This is a genomic window from Sphingobacterium athyrii, from assembly GCF_003071065.1.
In the GTDB taxonomy this organism is placed as follows: Bacteria; Bacteroidota; Bacteroidia; order Sphingobacteriales; family Sphingobacteriaceae; genus Sphingobacterium; species Sphingobacterium athyrii.
Genome location: NZ_QCXX01000005.1, coordinates 198,684 through 217,446, shown reverse-complemented (window position 1 = coordinate 217,446; position 18,763 = coordinate 198,684). Strand labels below are relative to the sequence as shown.

The 18,763-nt window shown below is 39.2% G+C and carries 16 protein-coding genes; 11 read left to right on the top strand and 5 right to left on the bottom strand.

Annotation, left to right across the window (positions count from 1 at the left end):
• Positions 1 to 21 precede the first annotated feature (21 nt).
• Together DCO56_RS18860 and DCO56_RS18855 are read left to right on the top strand one after the other, a co-directional pair.
• The gene (locus DCO56_RS18860; protein WP_108635314.1) at positions 22 to 1,230 is read left to right on the top strand and encodes a hypothetical protein; all 1,209 of its coding nucleotides are present in this window, start codon (positions 22 to 24) and stop codon (positions 1,228 to 1,230) included.
• A gap of 156 nt (positions 1,231 to 1,386) precedes the next feature.
• Positions 1,387 to 2,952 (top strand): S41 family peptidase, encoded by a 1,566-nt coding sequence (locus tag DCO56_RS18855; protein ID WP_108635313.1) that lies wholly within the window; start codon positions 1,387 to 1,389, stop codon positions 2,950 to 2,952.
• Between the two features lie 130 nt (positions 2,953 to 3,082).
• Here the strand turns inward: DCO56_RS18855 and DCO56_RS18850 are convergent, their stop codons facing one another.
• The 5 genes from DCO56_RS18850 to DCO56_RS18830 all read right to left on the bottom strand — a co-directional run bounded on the left by DCO56_RS18850 (position 3,083) and on the right by DCO56_RS18830 (position 7,557).
• Positions 3,083 to 3,991 carry a hypothetical protein gene (locus DCO56_RS18850; protein ID WP_108635312.1) on the bottom strand — a complete coding sequence of 303 codons (909 nt, stop codon included), beginning with the start codon at positions 3,989 to 3,991 and terminating at the stop codon, positions 3,083 to 3,085.
• Between the two features lie 126 nt (positions 3,992 to 4,117).
• Positions 4,118 to 5,746: an ABC transporter ATP-binding protein gene (locus DCO56_RS18845; protein ID WP_108635311.1), complete on the bottom strand. Its 1,629-nt coding sequence runs from the start codon at positions 5,744 to 5,746 to the stop codon at positions 4,118 to 4,120.
• Positions 5,747 to 5,767: 21 nt separating this feature from the next.
• Positions 5,768 to 6,037 carry a PqqD family protein gene (locus tag DCO56_RS18840; RefSeq protein WP_108635310.1) on the bottom strand — a complete coding sequence of 90 codons (270 nt, stop codon included), beginning with the start codon at positions 6,035 to 6,037 and terminating at the stop codon, positions 5,768 to 5,770.
• 131 nt (positions 6,038 to 6,168) lie between these two features.
• Complete coding sequence (locus DCO56_RS18835) at positions 6,169 to 6,639, bottom strand: S24 family peptidase (RefSeq protein WP_108635309.1); 471 nt, start codon at positions 6,637 to 6,639, stop codon at positions 6,169 to 6,171.
• 3 nt (positions 6,640 to 6,642) lie between these two features.
• Entirely contained in the window at positions 6,643 to 7,557 is a 915-nt protein-coding gene (locus tag DCO56_RS18830) for a DUF5106 domain-containing protein (protein WP_108635308.1), read from the bottom strand.
• Positions 7,558 to 7,861: 304 nt separating this feature from the next.
• On the opposite strand from DCO56_RS18830, the gene DCO56_RS18825 reads away from it, so the two are divergent.
• From DCO56_RS18825 to DCO56_RS18785, 9 genes are read left to right on the top strand one after another with little or no spacing between them, the layout of a single operon-like run.
• Positions 7,862 to 10,390: an SLBB domain-containing protein gene (locus DCO56_RS18825; RefSeq protein ID WP_108635307.1), complete on the top strand. Its 2,529-nt coding sequence runs from the start codon at positions 7,862 to 7,864 to the stop codon at positions 10,388 to 10,390.
• Between the two features lie 4 nt (positions 10,391 to 10,394).
• Positions 10,395 to 11,474 carry a lipopolysaccharide biosynthesis protein gene (locus tag DCO56_RS18820; protein WP_108635306.1) on the top strand — a complete coding sequence of 360 codons (1,080 nt, stop codon included), beginning with the start codon at positions 10,395 to 10,397 and terminating at the stop codon, positions 11,472 to 11,474.
• An 11-nt stretch (positions 11,475 to 11,485) separates the two neighbouring features.
• Positions 11,486 to 12,277: a hypothetical protein gene (locus DCO56_RS18815; protein ID WP_146191086.1), complete on the top strand. Its 792-nt coding sequence runs from the start codon at positions 11,486 to 11,488 to the stop codon at positions 12,275 to 12,277.
• Positions 12,274 to 13,239 (top strand): glycosyltransferase family protein, encoded by a 966-nt coding sequence (locus tag DCO56_RS18810; protein WP_108635304.1) that lies wholly within the window; start codon positions 12,274 to 12,276, stop codon positions 13,237 to 13,239. The genes DCO56_RS18815 and DCO56_RS18810 overlap by 4 nt, the downstream gene beginning before the upstream one ends.
• A 9-nt stretch (positions 13,240 to 13,248) precedes the next feature.
• Entirely contained in the window at positions 13,249 to 14,763 is a 1,515-nt protein-coding gene (locus DCO56_RS18805; protein WP_342749299.1) for a lipid II flippase MurJ, read from the top strand.
• On the top strand, positions 14,760 to 15,845 hold the full coding sequence (locus DCO56_RS18800) for a glycosyltransferase (RefSeq protein ID WP_108635302.1): 1,086 nt from the start codon (positions 14,760 to 14,762) through the stop codon (positions 15,843 to 15,845). The genes DCO56_RS18805 and DCO56_RS18800 overlap by 4 nt, the downstream gene beginning before the upstream one ends.
• Before the next feature lie 5 nt (positions 15,846 to 15,850).
• On the top strand, positions 15,851 to 16,690 hold the full coding sequence (locus DCO56_RS18795; protein WP_108635301.1) for a glycosyltransferase family 2 protein: 840 nt from the start codon (positions 15,851 to 15,853) through the stop codon (positions 16,688 to 16,690).
• A 28-nt stretch (positions 16,691 to 16,718) separates the two neighbouring features.
• On the top strand, positions 16,719 to 17,747 hold the full coding sequence (locus DCO56_RS18790; protein ID WP_108635300.1) for a glycosyltransferase family protein: 1,029 nt from the start codon (positions 16,719 to 16,721) through the stop codon (positions 17,745 to 17,747).
• Positions 17,744 to 18,757, top strand: coding sequence for a glycosyltransferase family 2 protein (locus tag DCO56_RS18785; protein ID WP_108635299.1), 1,014 nt, complete (start codon positions 17,744 to 17,746; stop codon positions 18,755 to 18,757). Before DCO56_RS18790 ends, DCO56_RS18785 begins: the two co-directional genes overlap by 4 nt.
• Positions 18,758 to 18,763: the final 6 nt, after the last annotated feature.

Genomic DNA, 18,763 nt, shown 5'->3' with positions numbered 1-18,763 from the left:
AATCAAACATCATTTATAATCATGAAAAAAAATAGATTATTTGGCTATTGTGCATTAGCAGCACTAATGCTATCATCCTGCAAAGATAGCCCGAGCGTTCCAGAAGTGACAACACCTGAAGCGTCTGAATATTCCGTGTGGGTGGCCACCGCAACTGGATCTTATCTTTTAACGACTGATGAGATCATGAAAGATACTTTATTATCGCCTGCCAACAATAAAGGGGTCGACATCACCGGCAACTTACCTCAAGCGCGTTATGCCGGTTATGCTTATATTTTTAATGGTTTCTATTACTTGTCCAACGATGGTACACGTTTCAGTAAACACCAATTGGTAGAAACACCTCAAGGTCTTGTATTTAAAGAGGTCGATAATTACGCATTCCCAAGTGCGTTCTACCTTGGAAAGATGGCGAGCCAGTTCAGTACCACTGACGAAATTGTCTTCACATCCACAGGTGCCAGTGATGCCAACCTGGAGAAAAAAATATTTGAGAAAGACATTTACTTTATGAATACCAAGGATATGACGCTCAATAAAACCTTAAAAGCGCAGATTCCGACCTTGGATTACACGGTATATAAGAAAGATGGCACAGTCGATCCGACCATTCTCAATGTGACAAGTATGCGTATTGCTGGCGGTAAAGCTTATTTTGGCTTATTTTATTATGACTCGGATTACAATGTGGTCAGCAAGAAAGCTTACGCTTACATCTGTGATTACCCAAGCATGGCCAATGGGCATATCATGAGCGACGATCGTGCAAGTTATGTTGCAGGGCACTGGCAAAGAGAAAACTATTCGTTCCTGGATGACAACAATAACCTTTATCTGTTAACCCGCGGCAAAACTGATGGAACTTTTGCGCTAATGCGTGTCAACAATGGAAAATACGAATTTGACAAGAGCTATTTATACGACCTAAAAGATTATGCGGTAAAAGGTGGTGACCTCGCTTGGTTAGGTGATGGTAAGGCTTATATCAGACCTTATGTCATCGATATAGCCAATCAGAAAATTGTGGCCAACCTGGCGGAAATGACGGGCGGAGATCCAACGACGACCATCAACCTGATTCAAGATGGCAATCTTTATACAGCCGTAAAAACGCCAGCTGCAAAATGGTTTATTTACGAATATAATATTAAAAATAATACGGTTAAAAAAGGTGCTGAGATTGACCCTGGAGTAACACAGGTTTACCACATCAATAAATTGAAATAAACAATTATTTATTTTTCAAAACTTTTCCTTTGAAAGATTGTTCTGATAACGTTTTTCAATAGGTAGTAAACGCGCTGACACTCCCAAAGTCAGTGCGTTTTTTTTCATTGCGGATCAGCTAAAATTATTTATGTTTGTTTTACAAATGTTTCAAGTATGAACACAATGCGTGTAAAACAAGTAGGGCGTCTGGCTACGATATTGCTCTCCGGCCTTTTAATTCTCTCCTGTAAAAAGGATAATCCTGAGCCCGAACCGGAGCCCGAACCAACTGACCGCACCGAAGGTCAGCTTATCAAAGACGATATTTATAAATATTATAAACTCTATTCCATATGGGCGGATGGATCTATTCCGGATTATTTAAAAGATCCGGCTCAATATACCGATCAATATGGTTCGGCGAGCAATGTGCTTGATGCACTCAAAAGGCTGACACCCGTCCATGTGGCGGCCGGTTACTCGGGGGTTTTTGACCGCTTTTCCTTTATGGAAGGTATCAACGGTTACAATATCGCCGAAAAGGCCAGTACCAAGATGGATAACAACGAGGGCTATGGCATATCTGTGCAGTGGTTTTCGATAGACAGCAAGACCGCACGACCCTTTATTTCCTTTGTGGAAGGTGGTTCTCCGGCACAGGTTGCTGGGTTTAAACGGGCCGATATTATCACATCTGTCAATAATGACAAGGAAAATTATTCGATCGAAGTCAGCTGTCCGGACCCGGGTGGAAGCTGCGAGGTAAAGGATCCTGCAGCCTACAGCCGATTGCGTAATAATATCAATAACGCATTAGATGCAGCAAACCTCACTCTTCAGGTCAAACGTGCTGATAATAAGCTGTTCGAGAAGCCGATGAACTATAACAATTCGTACGTCATCAATCCAGTCTATAAGGATACGATTTACCTCAATAGTGGCAATAATATCGGTTATCTGGCCTTATCGTCTTTTGAGGAAATTGAAAATAACAATCAAAATCAGAGAAATATCGATGCGGCCTTTACGGAATATGAGGCCAAACAGATCAAAAGCCTGATTGTTGATCTGCGTTACAATGGCGGGGGCTATGTAGACGCGGCTATTTATATTGCAGATAAGATCGGTGGTGCCAAAACCAAAGGTAAGTTGATGCTGACCTATGAAATGAACAAGTACATGCAGTCGGATGCAGCAAAGAGCTTAAGAGATCAACTGAATATGTATGATACCTACTTCGACGGACGAAGTGCCTTAAATCTCAATAAAGTTTATTTCTTGGTGAGTGAAGAGACAGCTTCAGCCGCGGAGATGCTGATCAATGTGCTTACTCCGCACCTTCCGGTTGAGATCATTGCCACCGAATCAAGAACATATGGTAAGCCCGTTGGGTTTTTCGAGCAGAAAGTCCGCGACAAAGTATCTTATTGGCCAGCTTCATTTATCCTGAAGAACGCACGCGGAAATCTTGGCGAAAAATATAACAAGGGTACTGACCGAGACCTGCGTGATTATTGGGATGGCCTTGTTCCTGATATTTCTGGCGTCGGTGACGATGTTTCAGCCGATGTCGGAGATCCTGCGGAGAAAATGCTGGCAACAGCTTTAGCGGATGCGGCTCCGTCGACCAAAACCCGGGCAGCATTGCGCAGTATTTCTTCCCGAGCGATCCAAACCGTGGATCAAGGCAAAATGCATACTAGGCCAGAGCGGGGTATGATCAAGACAAGAAGCAAATAAGTTAGTGCTGGCACAGTGCGCTAAGAGCACTTGACTGTATGATGATAACTAAAGGAGAGATCGAAAGGTCACTGGATAATCATTGTTATCCGGTGACCTTTTAATTTAACAGAAGGCTCAATACTAATTACTAACTACTAAATACTGATGAATGACACAGTTTGGCAGCAGCAGCGTCGGGTAGGCACTGTAAATAACCTACCGGTATTTCGCCTACAATTTTTTCCAGAATTGTATTCATCCCGGAAAAAAGATCTTTGTTCCATCGGATTGCTGTACAGCTCGGGAGCACCGCAATAAAGCCCTTGATTCCGGGCTGCCATGTAAATGTATTGGCCGGAGCCTGTTCCAGCCGTACAAATGCTTTGAGTGGTAGCAGCTGATTTCTATAACAGGGCGTCTTGCCGCTCCAGGGCGTCCCATAGATAAAAATACCCTCTTCCCTGATGCGGACAGCAGGGTTGTCGTCATTCAGCAGTGATGTGTTGGGGATATGTGTCAGCCAAAGCCGGCTGTGCGTGCTTTTTCCGGTTCCACTTTTACCTAAAAAAGCAACTCCTTCGCCTTTGTGGTTGACCACGGAAGCATGGAGCATAATGGTATCATGCAGGAGGCTGGCCTGGCCAAATATCATCATGGACATCCAGGTGATCACGGCACTCTGTTCATCCGCTGAACTCTCAGGGACATAGATCGTCGATTCTTCAAAGTTACGGTTACTGTATTGGTACCATGTGCCATTGCCCTTCTCATTTACAATGGTCGTAATAAAAGTATCACCCTTTTCATAAAAACGGAATCGGTCGCCCCAGGCGATCGAGTCATCTGTGCGTAATGTCCCCATATCGGCTGTTACCGGAGCCTTGTCCAAACTGATATTGATGACAATTTCAGCTTTATAGGTACCTACCCAGTGAAAATCCTGGAAGGAGCGAAGAAGTTGATATAAGGGAAATTCCTTAGGGTGGTTAAATTCCAGCAATAATTCCGCAATATGGTAGCGGGTTCGAGCGAACTCAGGTGATTTGGTGATATCCATGATTTAGTTCATCTTTTGATTAATTACTTCATGAGCTTGCAAGCTCGGTTTGTTTTAATCTATTGATATTAGTTGAAATATCCAGATTCTTTTATTGATGTTGATATGTTGCCATTCCGATCTTCCTCAATCGAGGTAGATGCGATGCGGACATTTATCCGCCAGATTCAGGTCGTGTGTTACAAATAGACATATTTTATGTTTTCCATATTCCAGCAGGCGATGCGTTAGTGTATCCGAGGTTGTCCGGTCCAGCGCTGAGGTAACTTCATCAAAGAGCCAGATATCACCGTCATGCATCAGAGCACGCGCAATGGCGATACGTTGGGCTTGTCCCTCCGATAGGCCCATTCCTGATTCGCCCACTAACGTGTCGACACCATCTGGAAAATCATATACAAATTCGGCACAGGCCAGCCAAAGGGCTTTATCAATATCCAGTGGGCTATCTTCTTTCACATGAAGCATGAGGTTTTCCCGTATCGTTCCGCTGAAAAGCGAATTACCCTGCGGAATATAGGCAAAGTTGACACGGTGTTTTGCTTCTAGCGATCTTTCACCGTCGCGGTCAACCACTGTGATGTCTCCTTTTTCAGCTTTGAGCAATGCCAGCAATAGACGGATTAACGTTGTTTTTCCCTTTCCGCTCGGGCCGATAATTGCCGTTGGCTCGCCCACTTTTAGTGAGAGGTTTAGCTGCTGCAATACCCACTTATCCTCATAGCGAAAAGACAGGTCCCTGATACGCAGCTCTTCCGTCCCATTTAATCGCTCCTGTTCTACCTGAGGTTCAATCTCACCCTCCTGTAATTCCAAGAGCCGGTCTGCGGATACACGAAAGCGGACGAAGCCGGGGATATAGCCGATCAAGGCAAGAATTGGGCTCTGAATGCGCGCCACCAGTTGCAAAAAAGCCGTCATTGTTCCGAAGGTGATCTGCCCCGATTGTAGCCGATAGACCCCCCAGATAAATGCGACCAAATAACCCGCGTTCATGGCCACCTTCATCGCTCCTTGCGTATACGTCGAAAAATTGATCTGACGCATTTTTAGCATAAAGAGCTGCTGTTGCGTTTCGGTCAACTTCGCACGCCTTTTGGGGAAAATACCCATGGCACGGATCAGCAGGCGGAAGCGCAGATTTTCCTGGAGGACCTTTGAAAAATTACTTTCCTCCTCTTTGACCTCCTTGCTGAGTTTGCGCATTTTACGGAAGTAAATTTTTGAAAAGACAAAGAGGGGGGAGATGGCCAGGATCATCAGGGCCAGCATGGGGTCCATATACCACAAGAAACCCACAGAAGCCAATAGTTGGATAATCGTCAATACGAAAGAAAGTACGGTACTGGCGATGGTGTTGGCCACTTCTTCACAGTCTGTCTGAATCCGGATCTGGATATCACCTGTATGCCAGTTTTTGATCAAGCGCCATACCGATAACATCTGCGCATCGAGCATATGACGTTGTAACTGGAGTGTCAGCATCAATTTGATCCGTTCCAGCAGGCGGCCCGAATAACCTTTAATAGCCACATTGAGCGTAATACTGCCTATAATGCCGATCAACAACCATTTGAGTGGCAATTCTCCTGGGGAGGTAGCCACATCTACCGCTTTTTTGGACAGGTATACAAAGACAAGGGAGAGACCGATGCATATCAGCTCCAATACAAAGTAAAGAAGCAATCTACCGCGATAGCCCTCGCTGATCGACCATGCCCAGCGCGCATGCTGTTTCAGGCTGTTATTGTTCATTTGGATAGATCAATGGAAAGGTTATTTTTCCAATAGTCCCTGTTTTTCGAAATCTCCAAGTAGTACTTTGGCATCGGATTGTGCTTGCTCCACATCTACTTCATAATTATCGCAGAGCAGCTCAACGATTGTTGTCTGATCAAACTCTTTTCCTTTAAGTTGTTCCCAAAGCCATGCCGCAGAACTGTTCAGCGTGTACACGGTTGATAGGTCAATGCTATCCTGACTGGGGTCAACAATTAAATGATCTGAACCAATTGTTCTCAATACTAAATCCGATCGTAATTTCATATGTAAATTATCTGTTTTTAATGGTCATATCCTGTTTTCGGATGTTATGTTCATGGAAAAAGGATATGTTAGGACAAAATAGAATAAATAAAACCAAAGTTAATAATTATTTTTCATCAGCATAATTTGTTTTACGGCTGTGCCATGCGGTTCAATTTTGCCACAACCCGTCGAAGCAGACGGATATGATACCAGGCTAGGCCGCGGAATCTTGCCCGGCTGTGATTTAAATTTATTTCCTTCGGTGAATTTTGCGGAAAGTGAACCAAAGCGACAGCAATAATATCTATGGGATCTATATACTCCCGTAGCACGAGATTGCCGTCCCCGGCCAGGACGATCTGTCCATTTTTCTTCCCCACATAGCGGTGAAAAACATACTTTCCCTGATGCCTGGCCAGTAGGTTACTGCCTGGCTGCAGAGCCCCGCCACGGTAAGCCTGTAGCAAGATACTATCGCCATCCTGAATAAATGGGCGCATGCTGCCCCCTTTGATACGGATACGGACCTCCTTACCTTCATCCAGCATACGTTGTACTTCGCTAAAATAAAGCGCATTGGAAATGATACGTGTCTTATTGTCCTCCGAATGTTCGGTCATATCCTATTGATTGGGTTGTACAAAATATTGAATCACCGGTTGCAGGTAAGTGTCTTTCAATAACACTTTCTTGTTTTCATCCAGAAGATAGATGGTTGGCGAAGCTTTGAGATCATATAGATTGAACGATAAGATCTTGCTCTCGCTGTCAAAACCGTTGATCCATTTTTCGGAAATTTCGGGTATATAATCCTTCCATTTGTTGCGGTCGCCCCAAGGGTCAATGGCCAGCACCTGCACCTGTCGTTGTTCAAACAGCTGGACCAATTCTGGCGTATCGCGGAGCTGATGGATGGTTTCTTTGCAATGTGAACACTCTGGGTCGTAAAAGATCAGAAAGGTATATTTTGCTTTTGTCTGTGATAGTTTCTGTTTTTTGCCATTGGCCAGCTCGTAATTGAAGTCCTCTGCAGGCTGTCCTACTTTATTGCGTAGTATCAATTTGTAGATCGGCCGATAAGCCTCTTTTTCCAGATCCGACAGCAGATCCGTTTTGATTAGATAGCGTAGCACCGACTCATAGACAATGTCATTCCGCATGGGTGAATTGCCATCATATAGGTAACGCTCATAGAGTTTAATGAAATGGTCAAAACTCGGCCGATTGGATTTGGCTTTGTCCAGCATCAGGTCTACCGCCTTATCCCGCATGGTCGAATCAGGTGTTTTCGACAACAGATCGATAAAATTAGCCAGTTGTTGCTCGCCGATGTCCGGATTCTTCACCTGCGTTGTATCGTTCATGTCAAATTTGTCCCAGAAATGCAGCAGACTGCTGTCAGCAGTACTTGTTATACTTGCCTTTTGCGGCGTTGTTTCGTTACTTTCCTTTTTTGAATTATTACTTCCGTTGCAGGCCCACAGCTGGCCTATGATCAGGCCCATCGGTAACCAAAAACCAAGAGTTGAACTTTTCATGCTAATTTAATGCTTAACTTCGCTAAGTTAATAAAACTTTCAGGATTCCATTGGCAGAATTGTCCGCATTAAGTGTTCCTGGTCACTGAGTTGCTTTAAAAGACGATTAAATCAATGATATTTAATTGAACAGGGAACCATACGTAGCAAAAGAACCGTCTTTTACGTTAGAAGCCTGAATAGTGGAGGATTTAAGAAAAGCGTAAAGAACGCTTTCATGCCAGTTTAAGCCCTCTGGTGTAAATATTTTAAACGATTTAATTAAATAGTTTTACTAATTTTGCGGCAAACGCCAATATATCGAATGAAAAAAATAGTATTATGGTTTTGCATGATCGGATTTGTGGGCTCAGTATGCGCACAGACCAATCCTGCCAATATCAAAGTAGATAATCTGACAGATGCACAGATAGAGCAATACGTAAAACAAGCTGCCTTAATGGGTTATGACGAAAGCCAACTGGATGGCTTTGCACGTGCACAGGGGGTGGCTGCTGTTGAAGTGCAAAAGCTTAAAGATCGTTTGGCGAAAATTAAACGTAAAAAGCAGCAACCCGATCAATCGCAGCGAAATCATTCTACCGTTACCACAGGGCGCGCAGTTGGTCGTCAGGTGGGAGGAACAAGCACAGCTGATTCCCTACAAAATAAACGGACCAATAATCAAGACTCCGTTCAGCAAGACGATGGGAAACTAAAGATTTTTGGCGCGGATCTGTTTAAAAATAATAGCATTACTTTCGAACCCAATCTTCGGATGGCCACACCGAGCTCCTATATCATTGGACCCGATGATGAGATCTTATTGGACATCACAGGTGATAATGAGGCTTCTTATCAATTACCTGTCAGCCCAGATGGAATGATCAAGGTGGAATATGTGGGGCAGATTAATGTTGCGGGCTTATCCATTGCTGCCGCAAAAAGCAAGATCGAACAACGTTTGAGTGACACCTATCCAGCGATCCGTTCGGGAAGAACCAATGTCAGTGTTACCATCGGTAATATCCGTACAATCCGGGTTACTTTGACTGGTGCTGTGACAAAACCGGGTACTTATAGCCTACCGTCTTTAGCCACGGTGTTTAATGCACTTTACGCTTCGGGTGGTCCTAATAAAAATGGTACCTATCGTCAGATCCAAGTTATTCGTGCCAACCGCGTCGTTAGTACGATTGATGTCTATGATTTTTTGGCCAACGGTATACAACAGGGCAATATTCGTTTACAGGATCAAGATATTATCCATATTCCTGTCTATGGTGCGCGGGTGCAGTTTGAAGGTGAAGTAAAACGACCAGCTATTTTTGAGACGGTCGCGGGGGAGTCATTAGCCGATATCTTGCGGTATGCAGGCGATTTCACGGAGAATGCCTATACAGCGAAGATTAAAGTATTGCAAACAACAGGCCGTGAGCGTAGTGTACAGGATGTATATGCTGATCAATTTGCAAATTACACGCCCAAGGGCGGAGATCAATATATTGTCGAGCCGATATTGGAGCGTTATGCTAATCGCGTATCTGTCCTGGGTGCAGTATTCCGTCCGGGTATTTTTGGGCTGGAACCGGGATTGACATTGAAACAAGTTCTTGAAATGGCCGATGGTGTGCGTGAGGATGCCTTTTTGGAACGTGGTATTATCAACCGCTTACAGAGCAATAATACCGCTGAACTAATTAATTTTAATGTACGTGAAGTATTGGCCGGAACAGCCGCGGATATTCCGTTAAAGCGTGAGGATAAAATTGAAATCGCTTCTATTTTTGATCTGCGTGATGAGTATAAATTTACTGTTCAGGGTGAGGTCCGTTTTCCGGGGGATCTGCCTTTCGCCAGTAATGCTACTCTGGGGGATGTGATTCAAAAAGCTGGCGGGCTGACTGAAGCAGCAAAAAATGCACGCGTAGAGATTGCCCGAAGATTAAAACGGCGCAATGCTGAGGATCACAGTTCTTCGCAAACCATTTTAGTTGATATCAAAGATGGCATGCTGACCGATCCGACAATAGCTTTACAGCCTTACGACGTGATTTCTGTATTAGGAGATGCCGGTTTTCGTACCCAACGGCAGGTGACCATTGAGGGCGAGGTATTATACCCTGGTATTTATACCATTTCGCGCGAGGACGAACGTATTTCCGATATCATCAAGCGGGCCGGCGGATTGACTACTTATGCTTATACAGAAGGCGCTTCGTTAAGACGTACCGGTATGTCTAAATTAAAAGCAGAGGAAAGGAAAGAAAAAGAACGTTTGAAAAAAGAATTGGAGCAAGATAGTCTGAACCAGGACGGAAAAGAAAAGAATAACAAACAAGAACAAGAAAACGACGAGGATGGAAACAGTTCACGGGCAAAAAATAAAGCACTTGCCAAAGTATCACAGCAAGGGATGTCGGCTGATGATGTTGAGCCGAGTAACCTTGTCGGAATTGAGTTGAATAAAATTCTGGAAAAGCCTTATGAAAAGGGTGATCTTCTAGTTTTGGATGGTGATATTATCAACGTGCCAAAAGAACTGGAAACGGTGAAAGTAGTAGGTGAGGTCCTAAATCCCAATAATGTGGTGTATGTCAAAGGCAAAAACCTGAAATATTATATTAATCAAGCTGGAGGATTTACGGACAATGCATTGAAAAAACGTGTTTTTATACAGTATGCGAATGGTTCCGTAAAGGGTAAAGCTGGTGGTTATCCCGATGTAAGGCCTGGTGCTGAGATCATTGTCCCTAAGCGCGCCCCAAGAGAGCGTATGAGTGCGCAGGGGTGGGTTGGGCTAGGGACCGGAATTGCTTCGTTGGCGGCTATTATTGTATCATTGTTACGCTAGAATAATGAAAAATTCACAAAATATTCAGGAAAATCAAGTTGATGAAATTTCGTTAAAGGAACTGTTGGGTAAATTTCAGTCTTGGCTAAAATATTTACTGTCTAAATGGTATATTATAATTATCGTTGGTATATTGGGTGGAGCTATTGGGTTTTTTTACGCTACTAAGCAAAAAGCAATTTATACGGCTACCACAACCTTTGTATTGGAGGGTGGGGATAAGGGGAACGGTTTGGGACAATACGCTGGTATTGCCTCAATGATGGGGGTAGATTTGGGTAATGGAAATGAAGGTATTTTTCAAGGGGATAATCTTCTAGAACTTTATAAATCTAGAAAGATGCTCGAGGCGACATTGTTATTACCATCTCCAAGCGACAGTTCTTTATTATTGATAGATAGATATCTAAATCTATTTGCCTCTAAAGATAAGGAAGACGATAAATCGGCAAAACGAACAGCTATAAACTTTAAGATTAACGAAGATCCGAGCCAACAGCGATCTAGAGATAGTATTTTACAAAAAGTCGTTTTGGATATTAATAAGAACAATCTCCTCGTTGGAAAGTTAGATAAAAAGTCGGCAATTTTTAAAATTGATATACAGTCTCCTGATGAAATCTTTTCTAAAGAATTTAATGAATCATTGGTAAGACAAGTTAACGAATTTTATTTAAGAACAAAAACAAAGAAGTCTTTAGATAATATTTCCATACTGCAACATAAGACTGACTCTGTAAAGGCTGTAATGAATGCCAATATTGGCGCAATGGCAACAGTTTTGGATGCGACACCAAACTTAAATCCAACCCGTCAGTCACAACGAATTGCGCCAACCCAACGATCTCAATTTTCCGCTGAGACTAATAAAGCTATTTTGAGCCAATTAGTTCAAAATTTAGAGTTAACGAAAATGAGCCTTATGAAAGAAACTCCGCTGATTGAGATTTTGGATGAGCCGAGATATCCAATCAATAAAAAAACATTCTCAGTTTTCTCCTATTCGATAATAGGAGGATTAGTTTGTTCCATTATTTTAGTATTTGTTTTTTCTGTTGTCTGGTGGACTTCAAAACTCAATTAGGACATCAAAGTATGGATAAACTAAAAATAACCATAGCTATTTTGGCCTGGAAAAGCCATAGAAACTTAAAAAACGTTCTAAAATCCTACAAAAAAAATGGACTATTTGATGTTTGTGATGAGATTATCGTTCTCTTTCAAGAAATTTCGGACGAAGATTTGAAAATAGCGGAAAAATTTAAGGTTGATTATATAGGATTTGAAGAAAATATTGGTATAGGTAGAGCTTTTGCTACGCTTGCGACCAGAGCAAAAAATGAACATATCATATTATTAGAACATGATTGGAAGCTAATCGAGCCGAAAGAGGTCGTTTTTACACGATTAAATCAAGGTGTTTCTTTATTAAACGAAGGGGTTGATGTGGTTCGATATAGACACCGTAAACATCCAGGTTATCCACACTATTCTTTTAGTTTAAAGGGTAGAGAATTAGACTATTATGATGAATGGCATCAGATTACCAGCCCGCATTTATTGGATTCAATACACTGGCTAGATCCAGCCGTCGTATTCCCTGATAAAATTAAGAAGTATAAAGAACATTTTATTACTACTTCGCGATATGGTAACTGGACAAATAATCCCTGTATGTTCAAGAGGGATTTTTATATCGAAGTCACTAAAGATTTTTTAGGAGATTCTATTGATCTAGAGCAAAAAATAGCATTTTGGTGGCCTCGGCAACATTTTAAAGTTGCTCATGGGGAGGGGCTTTTTAAACACGAAGATTTAATCAAATATTCAACTTTCCAGCGACTAAAAGGTAAAGCTGCCACCATATTAGAAAAATTAAAAAAATGAAAGTTATTTTTCACGAAAATCAGTTAAGTTATAGAGGGACATCTGTGGCTTTGTATGATTATGCTCATTATAACGTTGAATTGCTTGGAAATGAGTCCGTCATCGTATTTAATAGGTCTAATTTATATAATTCAGCATCAGCAATTGCGAAGTTTAAAAATAGATTCAAAGTTTTATCATATGAGACAGTTGAAGAGCTAGCTGTAATCATACAGCAAGAAACACCTGATGTATTTTATGCCATCAAGAGTGGTGAAAAAGATGGGATTTACACAGACAAATGTAAATGTTGTATACATGCTGTATTTAAAGTGAATGAACCTCACGGTGATGTTTATGCTTACGTATCAGATTGGTTGGCAAAAGAGGTAGGCCGGGGAGCCTCTTATGTCCCTCATATTATTGATCTCCCATTTACAGAAAAAAGTCTACATCAAGATTTAGGCATTCCAGCGACGGCAAGAGTTTTTGGCTATTATGGTGGAGCAGATAGTTTCGACATTGATTTTGTTCAAAAATCGGTTAAGCGCATTGCGAAAGAAAATAGCAATATTTATTTTATTTTTATGGGAGTGGATGATTTTACGAGACCAAAATATTTTTGGCAAAGAAATCGTAAATACGAAAATATATTTTTTCTCCCACCAAACTCCAATTTGGAATATAAAGCAAGATTTGTGAATACATGTTATGCAATGTTACATGCTCGTTCGCGAGGAGAAACATTTGGAATGGCTATAGGGGAATTCGCCATACGCGATGTTCCAATAATAACGTATAGAAACTCGCCTGAACGATCTCACATTGAAATTTTAGGCGATGATGCTTATTATTATAGTTCTGAGAGGGAATTGAAATCAATTTTGACGTCAGGTAGTTTGGAAAAATCTGCGAAAGAAAAATATCAACAATTTTCTCCTGCTAATGTGATGCAAAAGTTTAAAACAGTTTTTCTTACATAAATTCATACTTTGAGACGTATTTCCACTCTTCTGTTTTTGCTTAAACTTTTAAAAATACCTATATCACTGTATTCTTATACCTTGATTGCGAAATATTTTGGTGTATCTATGGAAAAGGATATTTGGTTATTATCTTTTTCTCTTGTGCTCACTTTAGATGCTGCGATTTGGGGGCCTTTGAATGACGTTTTTCGAGCAAAATTTGTCACCATAAAAGAAACAGATGGCTATGCAAAGGCTATTTCAGCTACGCAGTCGTTGCTGTTTTACATGTTTTTGTTCTCATGTTTGGTAGTATTTATACTATTTTTGTTTACAGATTCCTTTGTAGACATCATATCAACAGGGTATAGTGTCGAACGAAGGCAACAGTTGGTTGAGATGTTACGTTTAGTTGCCCCAATTTTACTTGTTAATCAAGCGTCTCTAATTGGTATATCTATTTTGAATGCCTTTGATTCATTTATTGTACCAGAAATAGCCAGTTTTTGTTCCCAAATCATAAATATTCTTATATTGGTCTTTTTTGTAGATAGGTTGGGAATATATGTTTTATGGGTAGCCTCGATGGTCAGTTTATTTATACTTATTTTCTTTATCTTTTATAAAATAAAAAAATTAAAAATCCCGCTTTTCAAAAAGTTTAGACCTAAGTTTACATATTTCAGAATTTTTTTTCTGTTTGCTTTGCCGCTGTTCGTGCCATATTTAATAGGTCAGATTAATAGCATAGTTGAAAAGAAGTTGATATCTTCAGTTGGTACAGGTGCCGTTTCTATCATAGATTTTGCAAAGAAATTTCCAGATATGATAAATGTAATTATCTCTAGTGTTGTATTAACGGTATTGACACCAACAATAACACGTTTATATGTAAATAACAATAAAAATGAATTTGATAAGTCTTTTTTGGATTCTTTTGGCTTAGGCTTACTGATAATCGGTTTTTTTTGTGTTTTTATGTTTGTTGGGTCAGGAGATTTAATGATGTTTTTTTATGGTAAATCTGCCGTAGACCACGATTCCTTACTTGAGATTATTAAACTAAATAAATATTATTCCCTGGCGGCTTTTACAGTTTTTCTTTACGTTGTTTTTGGGACCTGTATGTTAGCTATTGGTAAAAACAAAATGAATGCATTATCAGGTACAATGACCCAGTTAACAGTTATTATTTTAAATGTAACTCTTGTTAATAAGTTTGGCGTCGAAATTTTTCCTTTTAGTATTCTATTTTCTCATCTTTTTGCTGCGATATTTATGTTTACGTATTATCCTTATAATAAGTCGCTAGTAATTAGATTATTTATAAAATTTATCATTTACCTCGGTATAGTAACGATTGGATTAGCATTACTTTCTTCGCTTTTATTTCATCAATTCTCTATAAACTCCTACATAATGCGCGTGGTTGTAATTAGTTTGATAGAAGTTATTTTGTTTGTTGTTTTGGGTTTCGTCTTTAATATTAAAGACATTCAATTAGGGGTGGATTTTATGTTAAAAAAACTGGGAGTAAGATGAAAAAAATTGTATGTGTTTTTCCTAAGGGAGAAAATGTTCACCTTACCAAAGATGTGGGACTTATTCCATACTTTTTGTTTAAACAAGGTTATTTTGAATCCACTATTGCGTTTTATTCCGATCCGAAAGATCTTCCTTATCTCGATACAGAAGTCCACGGATTAAAATATGCGAGGATAAAGAAGATATTTCGAAGTAACTATGCTAATATTCTATTCTTTTTGTTATGTCAAATTCGACAGTTTGATATCATAATGATGTTTCATCCAAATTATTTTTCGTTGTCTATTGCCTATTTCATTAAGAAGCTCTCTTTCAACCGAATAAAATTTTATTTTAAAATGGATCTTGATAGTACATTTGATTTTTCCGGACTTTACAAAAGGTCGTGGAAACGGAAACTTTTCAATTATCTCATGGGGGAAATAGATTTGTTGAGCGTAGAATCCTATGACGATTTTAAGCAGTTCCAGGAGTTTGGAAAATTTAGCGTTAAACATATACCAAATGGATTGATTCCTTCAGCCAGTGACCATTTTCAAAAAGAAAACGTCTTATTAACTGTCGGACGTCTAGGTAGTTATCAAAAGGATACTGAAACCTTATTAAAGGCCTTTAAAGCTGCAAATCCTAAAAATTTGAAATTACTTCTAATTGGTCAATTGGAAAATGGTTTTCAATCTTCCATCGATGAATATTTTAAAGCAAATCCGTGGTTAATTGATAAAGTAGTGTTTAAAGGGCAAGTAAATGATCGAGAAGAGCTAATGAATTGTTATCGGAGATGTAAGTTTTTTATATTAACATCTAGACATGAGGGGTTTCCACTAGTTCTGCTTGAAGCAGTATCGCATGGTTGTTTTATTATTTCTTCTGATTTCCCAGCTGCAAGAGATATTACCGATAATGAGCGTTATGGAAGACTTTTTAAGGCGGAAGACGATGAGACATTAGCTAAACTTATCTTAAGTTTTGATCGTAATGATTTTAGCCTTCCTGCCGCTCAAGAGATGTCGATATATGCAAACGAGAAATATAATTGGAGACGAATTGTTTATGATATTTATTTGAATTTAAAATAGCGGTTATGGATATCTCTATTATAATTGTAAACTATAATACCTACACTTTAACTGTAAATTGTATTAAATCTATTTATGAGAAGACTGTCGGATTGGAATTTGAAATTATAGTTGTTGATAATTGCTCTCCTGATAGAGCTATTGAGCGACTTAATATTGATTTTCCTAAAGTAAAACTTATTTTAAGTCAGCATAATAAAGGATTTGGTGCGGGAAATAATTTAGGGGCTACAATAGCTAAAGGAAAATATTTATTATTCTTAAATTCGGATACTCTTCTTTTAAATAACGCTGTTAAAGAATTTTACAAATATATGGAAAGAAATCCCAGGGTAGGAATTTGCGGCGGCAATTTATACCAAGTAGATTTACGACCTGGCGTTTCATTTGAAAGACGTCTTCCAGGTATTCTACGAGATTTTGATAACCTATTATTTATGTTTCTCTCCAAGCTCCAATTTGGTAAAAATCTAGTGTTCAATTTTGAGGATCGCTCACTCCGATTAAAGGGATACGTTTCGGGAGCGGATCTCTGTATTCCTAAGGAACTGTTTATGAAAGTGGGCAGATTTGATGAGGATTTTTTTATGTATTACGAAGAGACTGAGCTTACGCACAGAGTTTTTAAAGCGAAAAAGGAAGTACATGTCATTCCTCAAAGTAAAATCATTCATTTGGAAGGCGGGTCTCAAGAGGAATTAAGTGATAAAAAAAAGGTTTGGATGAGAGATAGCAAACTATTATATTTTAGAAAAACAAATACATTTGGTTTTGAGATATCAAATATCTTAAGTGCTCTTATTTGTCTCAGGGATAGCTTAATTCAAAAGCTTAGAGTTCGATAAGGCTTTTTAATATTAATTACTTATACGAATGAAAAATCGGGTTGTATTTTATTTGCCAAAGGGTGCTCTTTTTGAGGCGACTGCTTACTATTGTGATTTAATAAAAAGTGCGGTCAAAAACATTGAAGAGATTAATGAAGTCTTATATGCTGAATCAATCGATGAAATTCATAGCGAAGATATTGTCGTGACTATTCGAATTAATGATCCATTTATAGTTTCAGGTAAGTGTAGAAAGGTTATACATTGGTTCCAAGGTGTTGCTCCGGAGGAAAGGATAATGATGGGGAAAGGAAGCTTATATAGTCGATTTGCAGCAACTAAATATTTTTTAATGGAACTTATTTTGCTTAGAAAGCCAGTTTTCTTCTTTTTTGTTAGTCAAGCAATGAAAGAGCATTATGCGAAAAAATATAAGACAGATTTAAATGAGCGGAGCGCAATTATGCCCTGTTACAATATACCTTTGAATATAGATTCATTTATGGTTGAAGGCAAATATAGTACCGCAAGCTTCGTTTATGCAGGAGGAATTCTTAACTGGCAATGTGTAAGGGAATCTCTAGAGGTTTACAAAGCGTTCAAACAATATTGTCCCAAAGCGACATTCACTATTTTGACAAAAGACAGTGGTAGGGCTAATAAACTTATTAAGGAGGTCGACGTTAGTGGTGTCTTTGTTAAATTTGTGCCTCTTGAATCATTACAAGAAGAATTAGGTAAATATAAATATGGATTTATTCTTAGGAAGAATCACATAGTAAATAAAGTATCCACTCCAACGAAAATGAATTCTTATCTGAGCGCAGGGGTAATTCCTATCTATACTACTGCTGTGGCAGATTTTGACCGAAATATTGATCTGGGCAACTTTGAGCTTAAGTTTGACTCGTTGAACGTCGATTCCATAGTGACAAAATTGTTGGAATTTGAGGAAAAGTCTATCGACTGTAATCTTATCTTCCAGACTTTTAAGAAGGTATTTCAACAATATTATGATGATGTCAAACATATTGAGATGATTCGTGGAAAGTTAAAACATTATCTGGCTGTATGATGAAGTTGCTTTCCGTTATTTTACCCGTCTATAATGCTGATGAATTTGTTTTTGAATCTATAAAAAGTATTCTGGATCAGTCTTTTGTCGATTTTGAGTTGATTATTATCAATGATGGTTCCACTGACAATAGCATGGAAGTTATTAAGAAATTCAAAGACGATAGAATCATCTTTATAGATCAGCCGAACAGGGGGCTGATAGATACGCTTAATATGGGATTAGAGCTAAGCAAAGGAAAATATATCGCTCGTATGGATGCTGATGACATTGCCCATCCAAAGAGATTTGAAATTCAATTAAATGCATTTAGAGAAGATGAAGAGCTCGTTTTGTGTTCCGGCGGAATAATAGCTTTTTCGCCTGATGGATATCGAAAAAAAAGATACTATCCACTTACGGATGCCGATATGCGAAGCGAATTATTATTCAATAGCAGTGTTGTTCATCCATTAGCCATGTTTTCTGGCGATATTGTAAGGGAGAATAATATCAAATTCGATAAGGATTATAAATTTTGCGAAGACTATAAATTTTTCTATGATTTATCCAGATATGGAAAGATAAAAAACATCCCTACGTTTTTGCTAAATTATCGAGTCCTTCCCTACAGTCAAACTAGCATTGGATCAAATGATGCCATGGATAGATATATCAAAATTTCGGGTATTCATCGTATTATTTTAAACGATTATAAAATAGTGTTGAATGAGAGCTGGTCGAAGCTGCATTATAGTCTATCATTATCGTCAGAAATAGAGAGGCTCGAAATTAGTAGCAGTATGATTCACGATTTATTGAATTATAGTCGATTTTTGGTTCAGACAGCTAGATTTAATAAGAATATAGCATTGGTGTCACTCAAAGCTTCAATTGGCGAGAAATTTTTGAAAATTATTCTTTTTCATATGAAACGTGGGGCGCTTAAAAAGCTTAGGAAATTATTTTTTCATAAATTTACCTTATTAGCTGTTTTCAAACGGATGATCAGAATAATGAGATATGTATAATAGCGC

Coding starts and splice junctions, on each gene's coding strand:
- DCO56_RS18790 (WP_108635300.1), top strand. CDS start 16,719: ATGAAAAATCGGGTTGTATTTTATTTGCCAAAGGGTGCTCTTTTTGAG.
- DCO56_RS18810 (WP_108635304.1), top strand. CDS start 12,274: ATGAAAGTTATTTTTCACGAAAATCAGTTAAGTTATAGAGGGACATCT.
- DCO56_RS18795 (WP_108635301.1), top strand. CDS start 15,851: ATGGATATCTCTATTATAATTGTAAACTATAATACCTACACTTTAACT.
- DCO56_RS18845 (WP_108635311.1), bottom strand. CDS start 5,746: ATGAACAATAACAGCCTGAAACAGCATGCGCGCTGGGCATGGTCGATC.
- DCO56_RS18835 (WP_108635309.1), bottom strand. CDS start 6,639: ATGACCGAACATTCGGAGGACAATAAGACACGTATCATTTCCAATGCG.
- DCO56_RS18860 (WP_108635314.1), top strand. CDS start 22: ATGAAAAAAAATAGATTATTTGGCTATTGTGCATTAGCAGCACTAATG.
- DCO56_RS18815 (WP_146191086.1), top strand. CDS start 11,486: ATGGATAAACTAAAAATAACCATAGCTATTTTGGCCTGGAAAAGCCAT.
- DCO56_RS18855 (WP_108635313.1), top strand. CDS start 1,387: ATGAACACAATGCGTGTAAAACAAGTAGGGCGTCTGGCTACGATATTG.
- DCO56_RS18850 (WP_108635312.1), bottom strand. CDS start 3,991: ATGGATATCACCAAATCACCTGAGTTCGCTCGAACCCGCTACCATATT.
- DCO56_RS18785 (WP_108635299.1), top strand. CDS start 17,744: ATGATGAAGTTGCTTTCCGTTATTTTACCCGTCTATAATGCTGATGAA.
- DCO56_RS18825 (WP_108635307.1), top strand. CDS start 7,862: ATGAAAAAAATAGTATTATGGTTTTGCATGATCGGATTTGTGGGCTCA.
- DCO56_RS18840 (WP_108635310.1), bottom strand. CDS start 6,037: ATGAAATTACGATCGGATTTAGTATTGAGAACAATTGGTTCAGATCAT.
- DCO56_RS18800 (WP_108635302.1), top strand. CDS start 14,760: ATGAAAAAAATTGTATGTGTTTTTCCTAAGGGAGAAAATGTTCACCTT.
- DCO56_RS18830 (WP_108635308.1), bottom strand. CDS start 7,557: ATGAAAAGTTCAACTCTTGGTTTTTGGTTACCGATGGGCCTGATCATA.
- DCO56_RS18820 (WP_108635306.1), top strand. CDS start 10,395: ATGAAAAATTCACAAAATATTCAGGAAAATCAAGTTGATGAAATTTCG.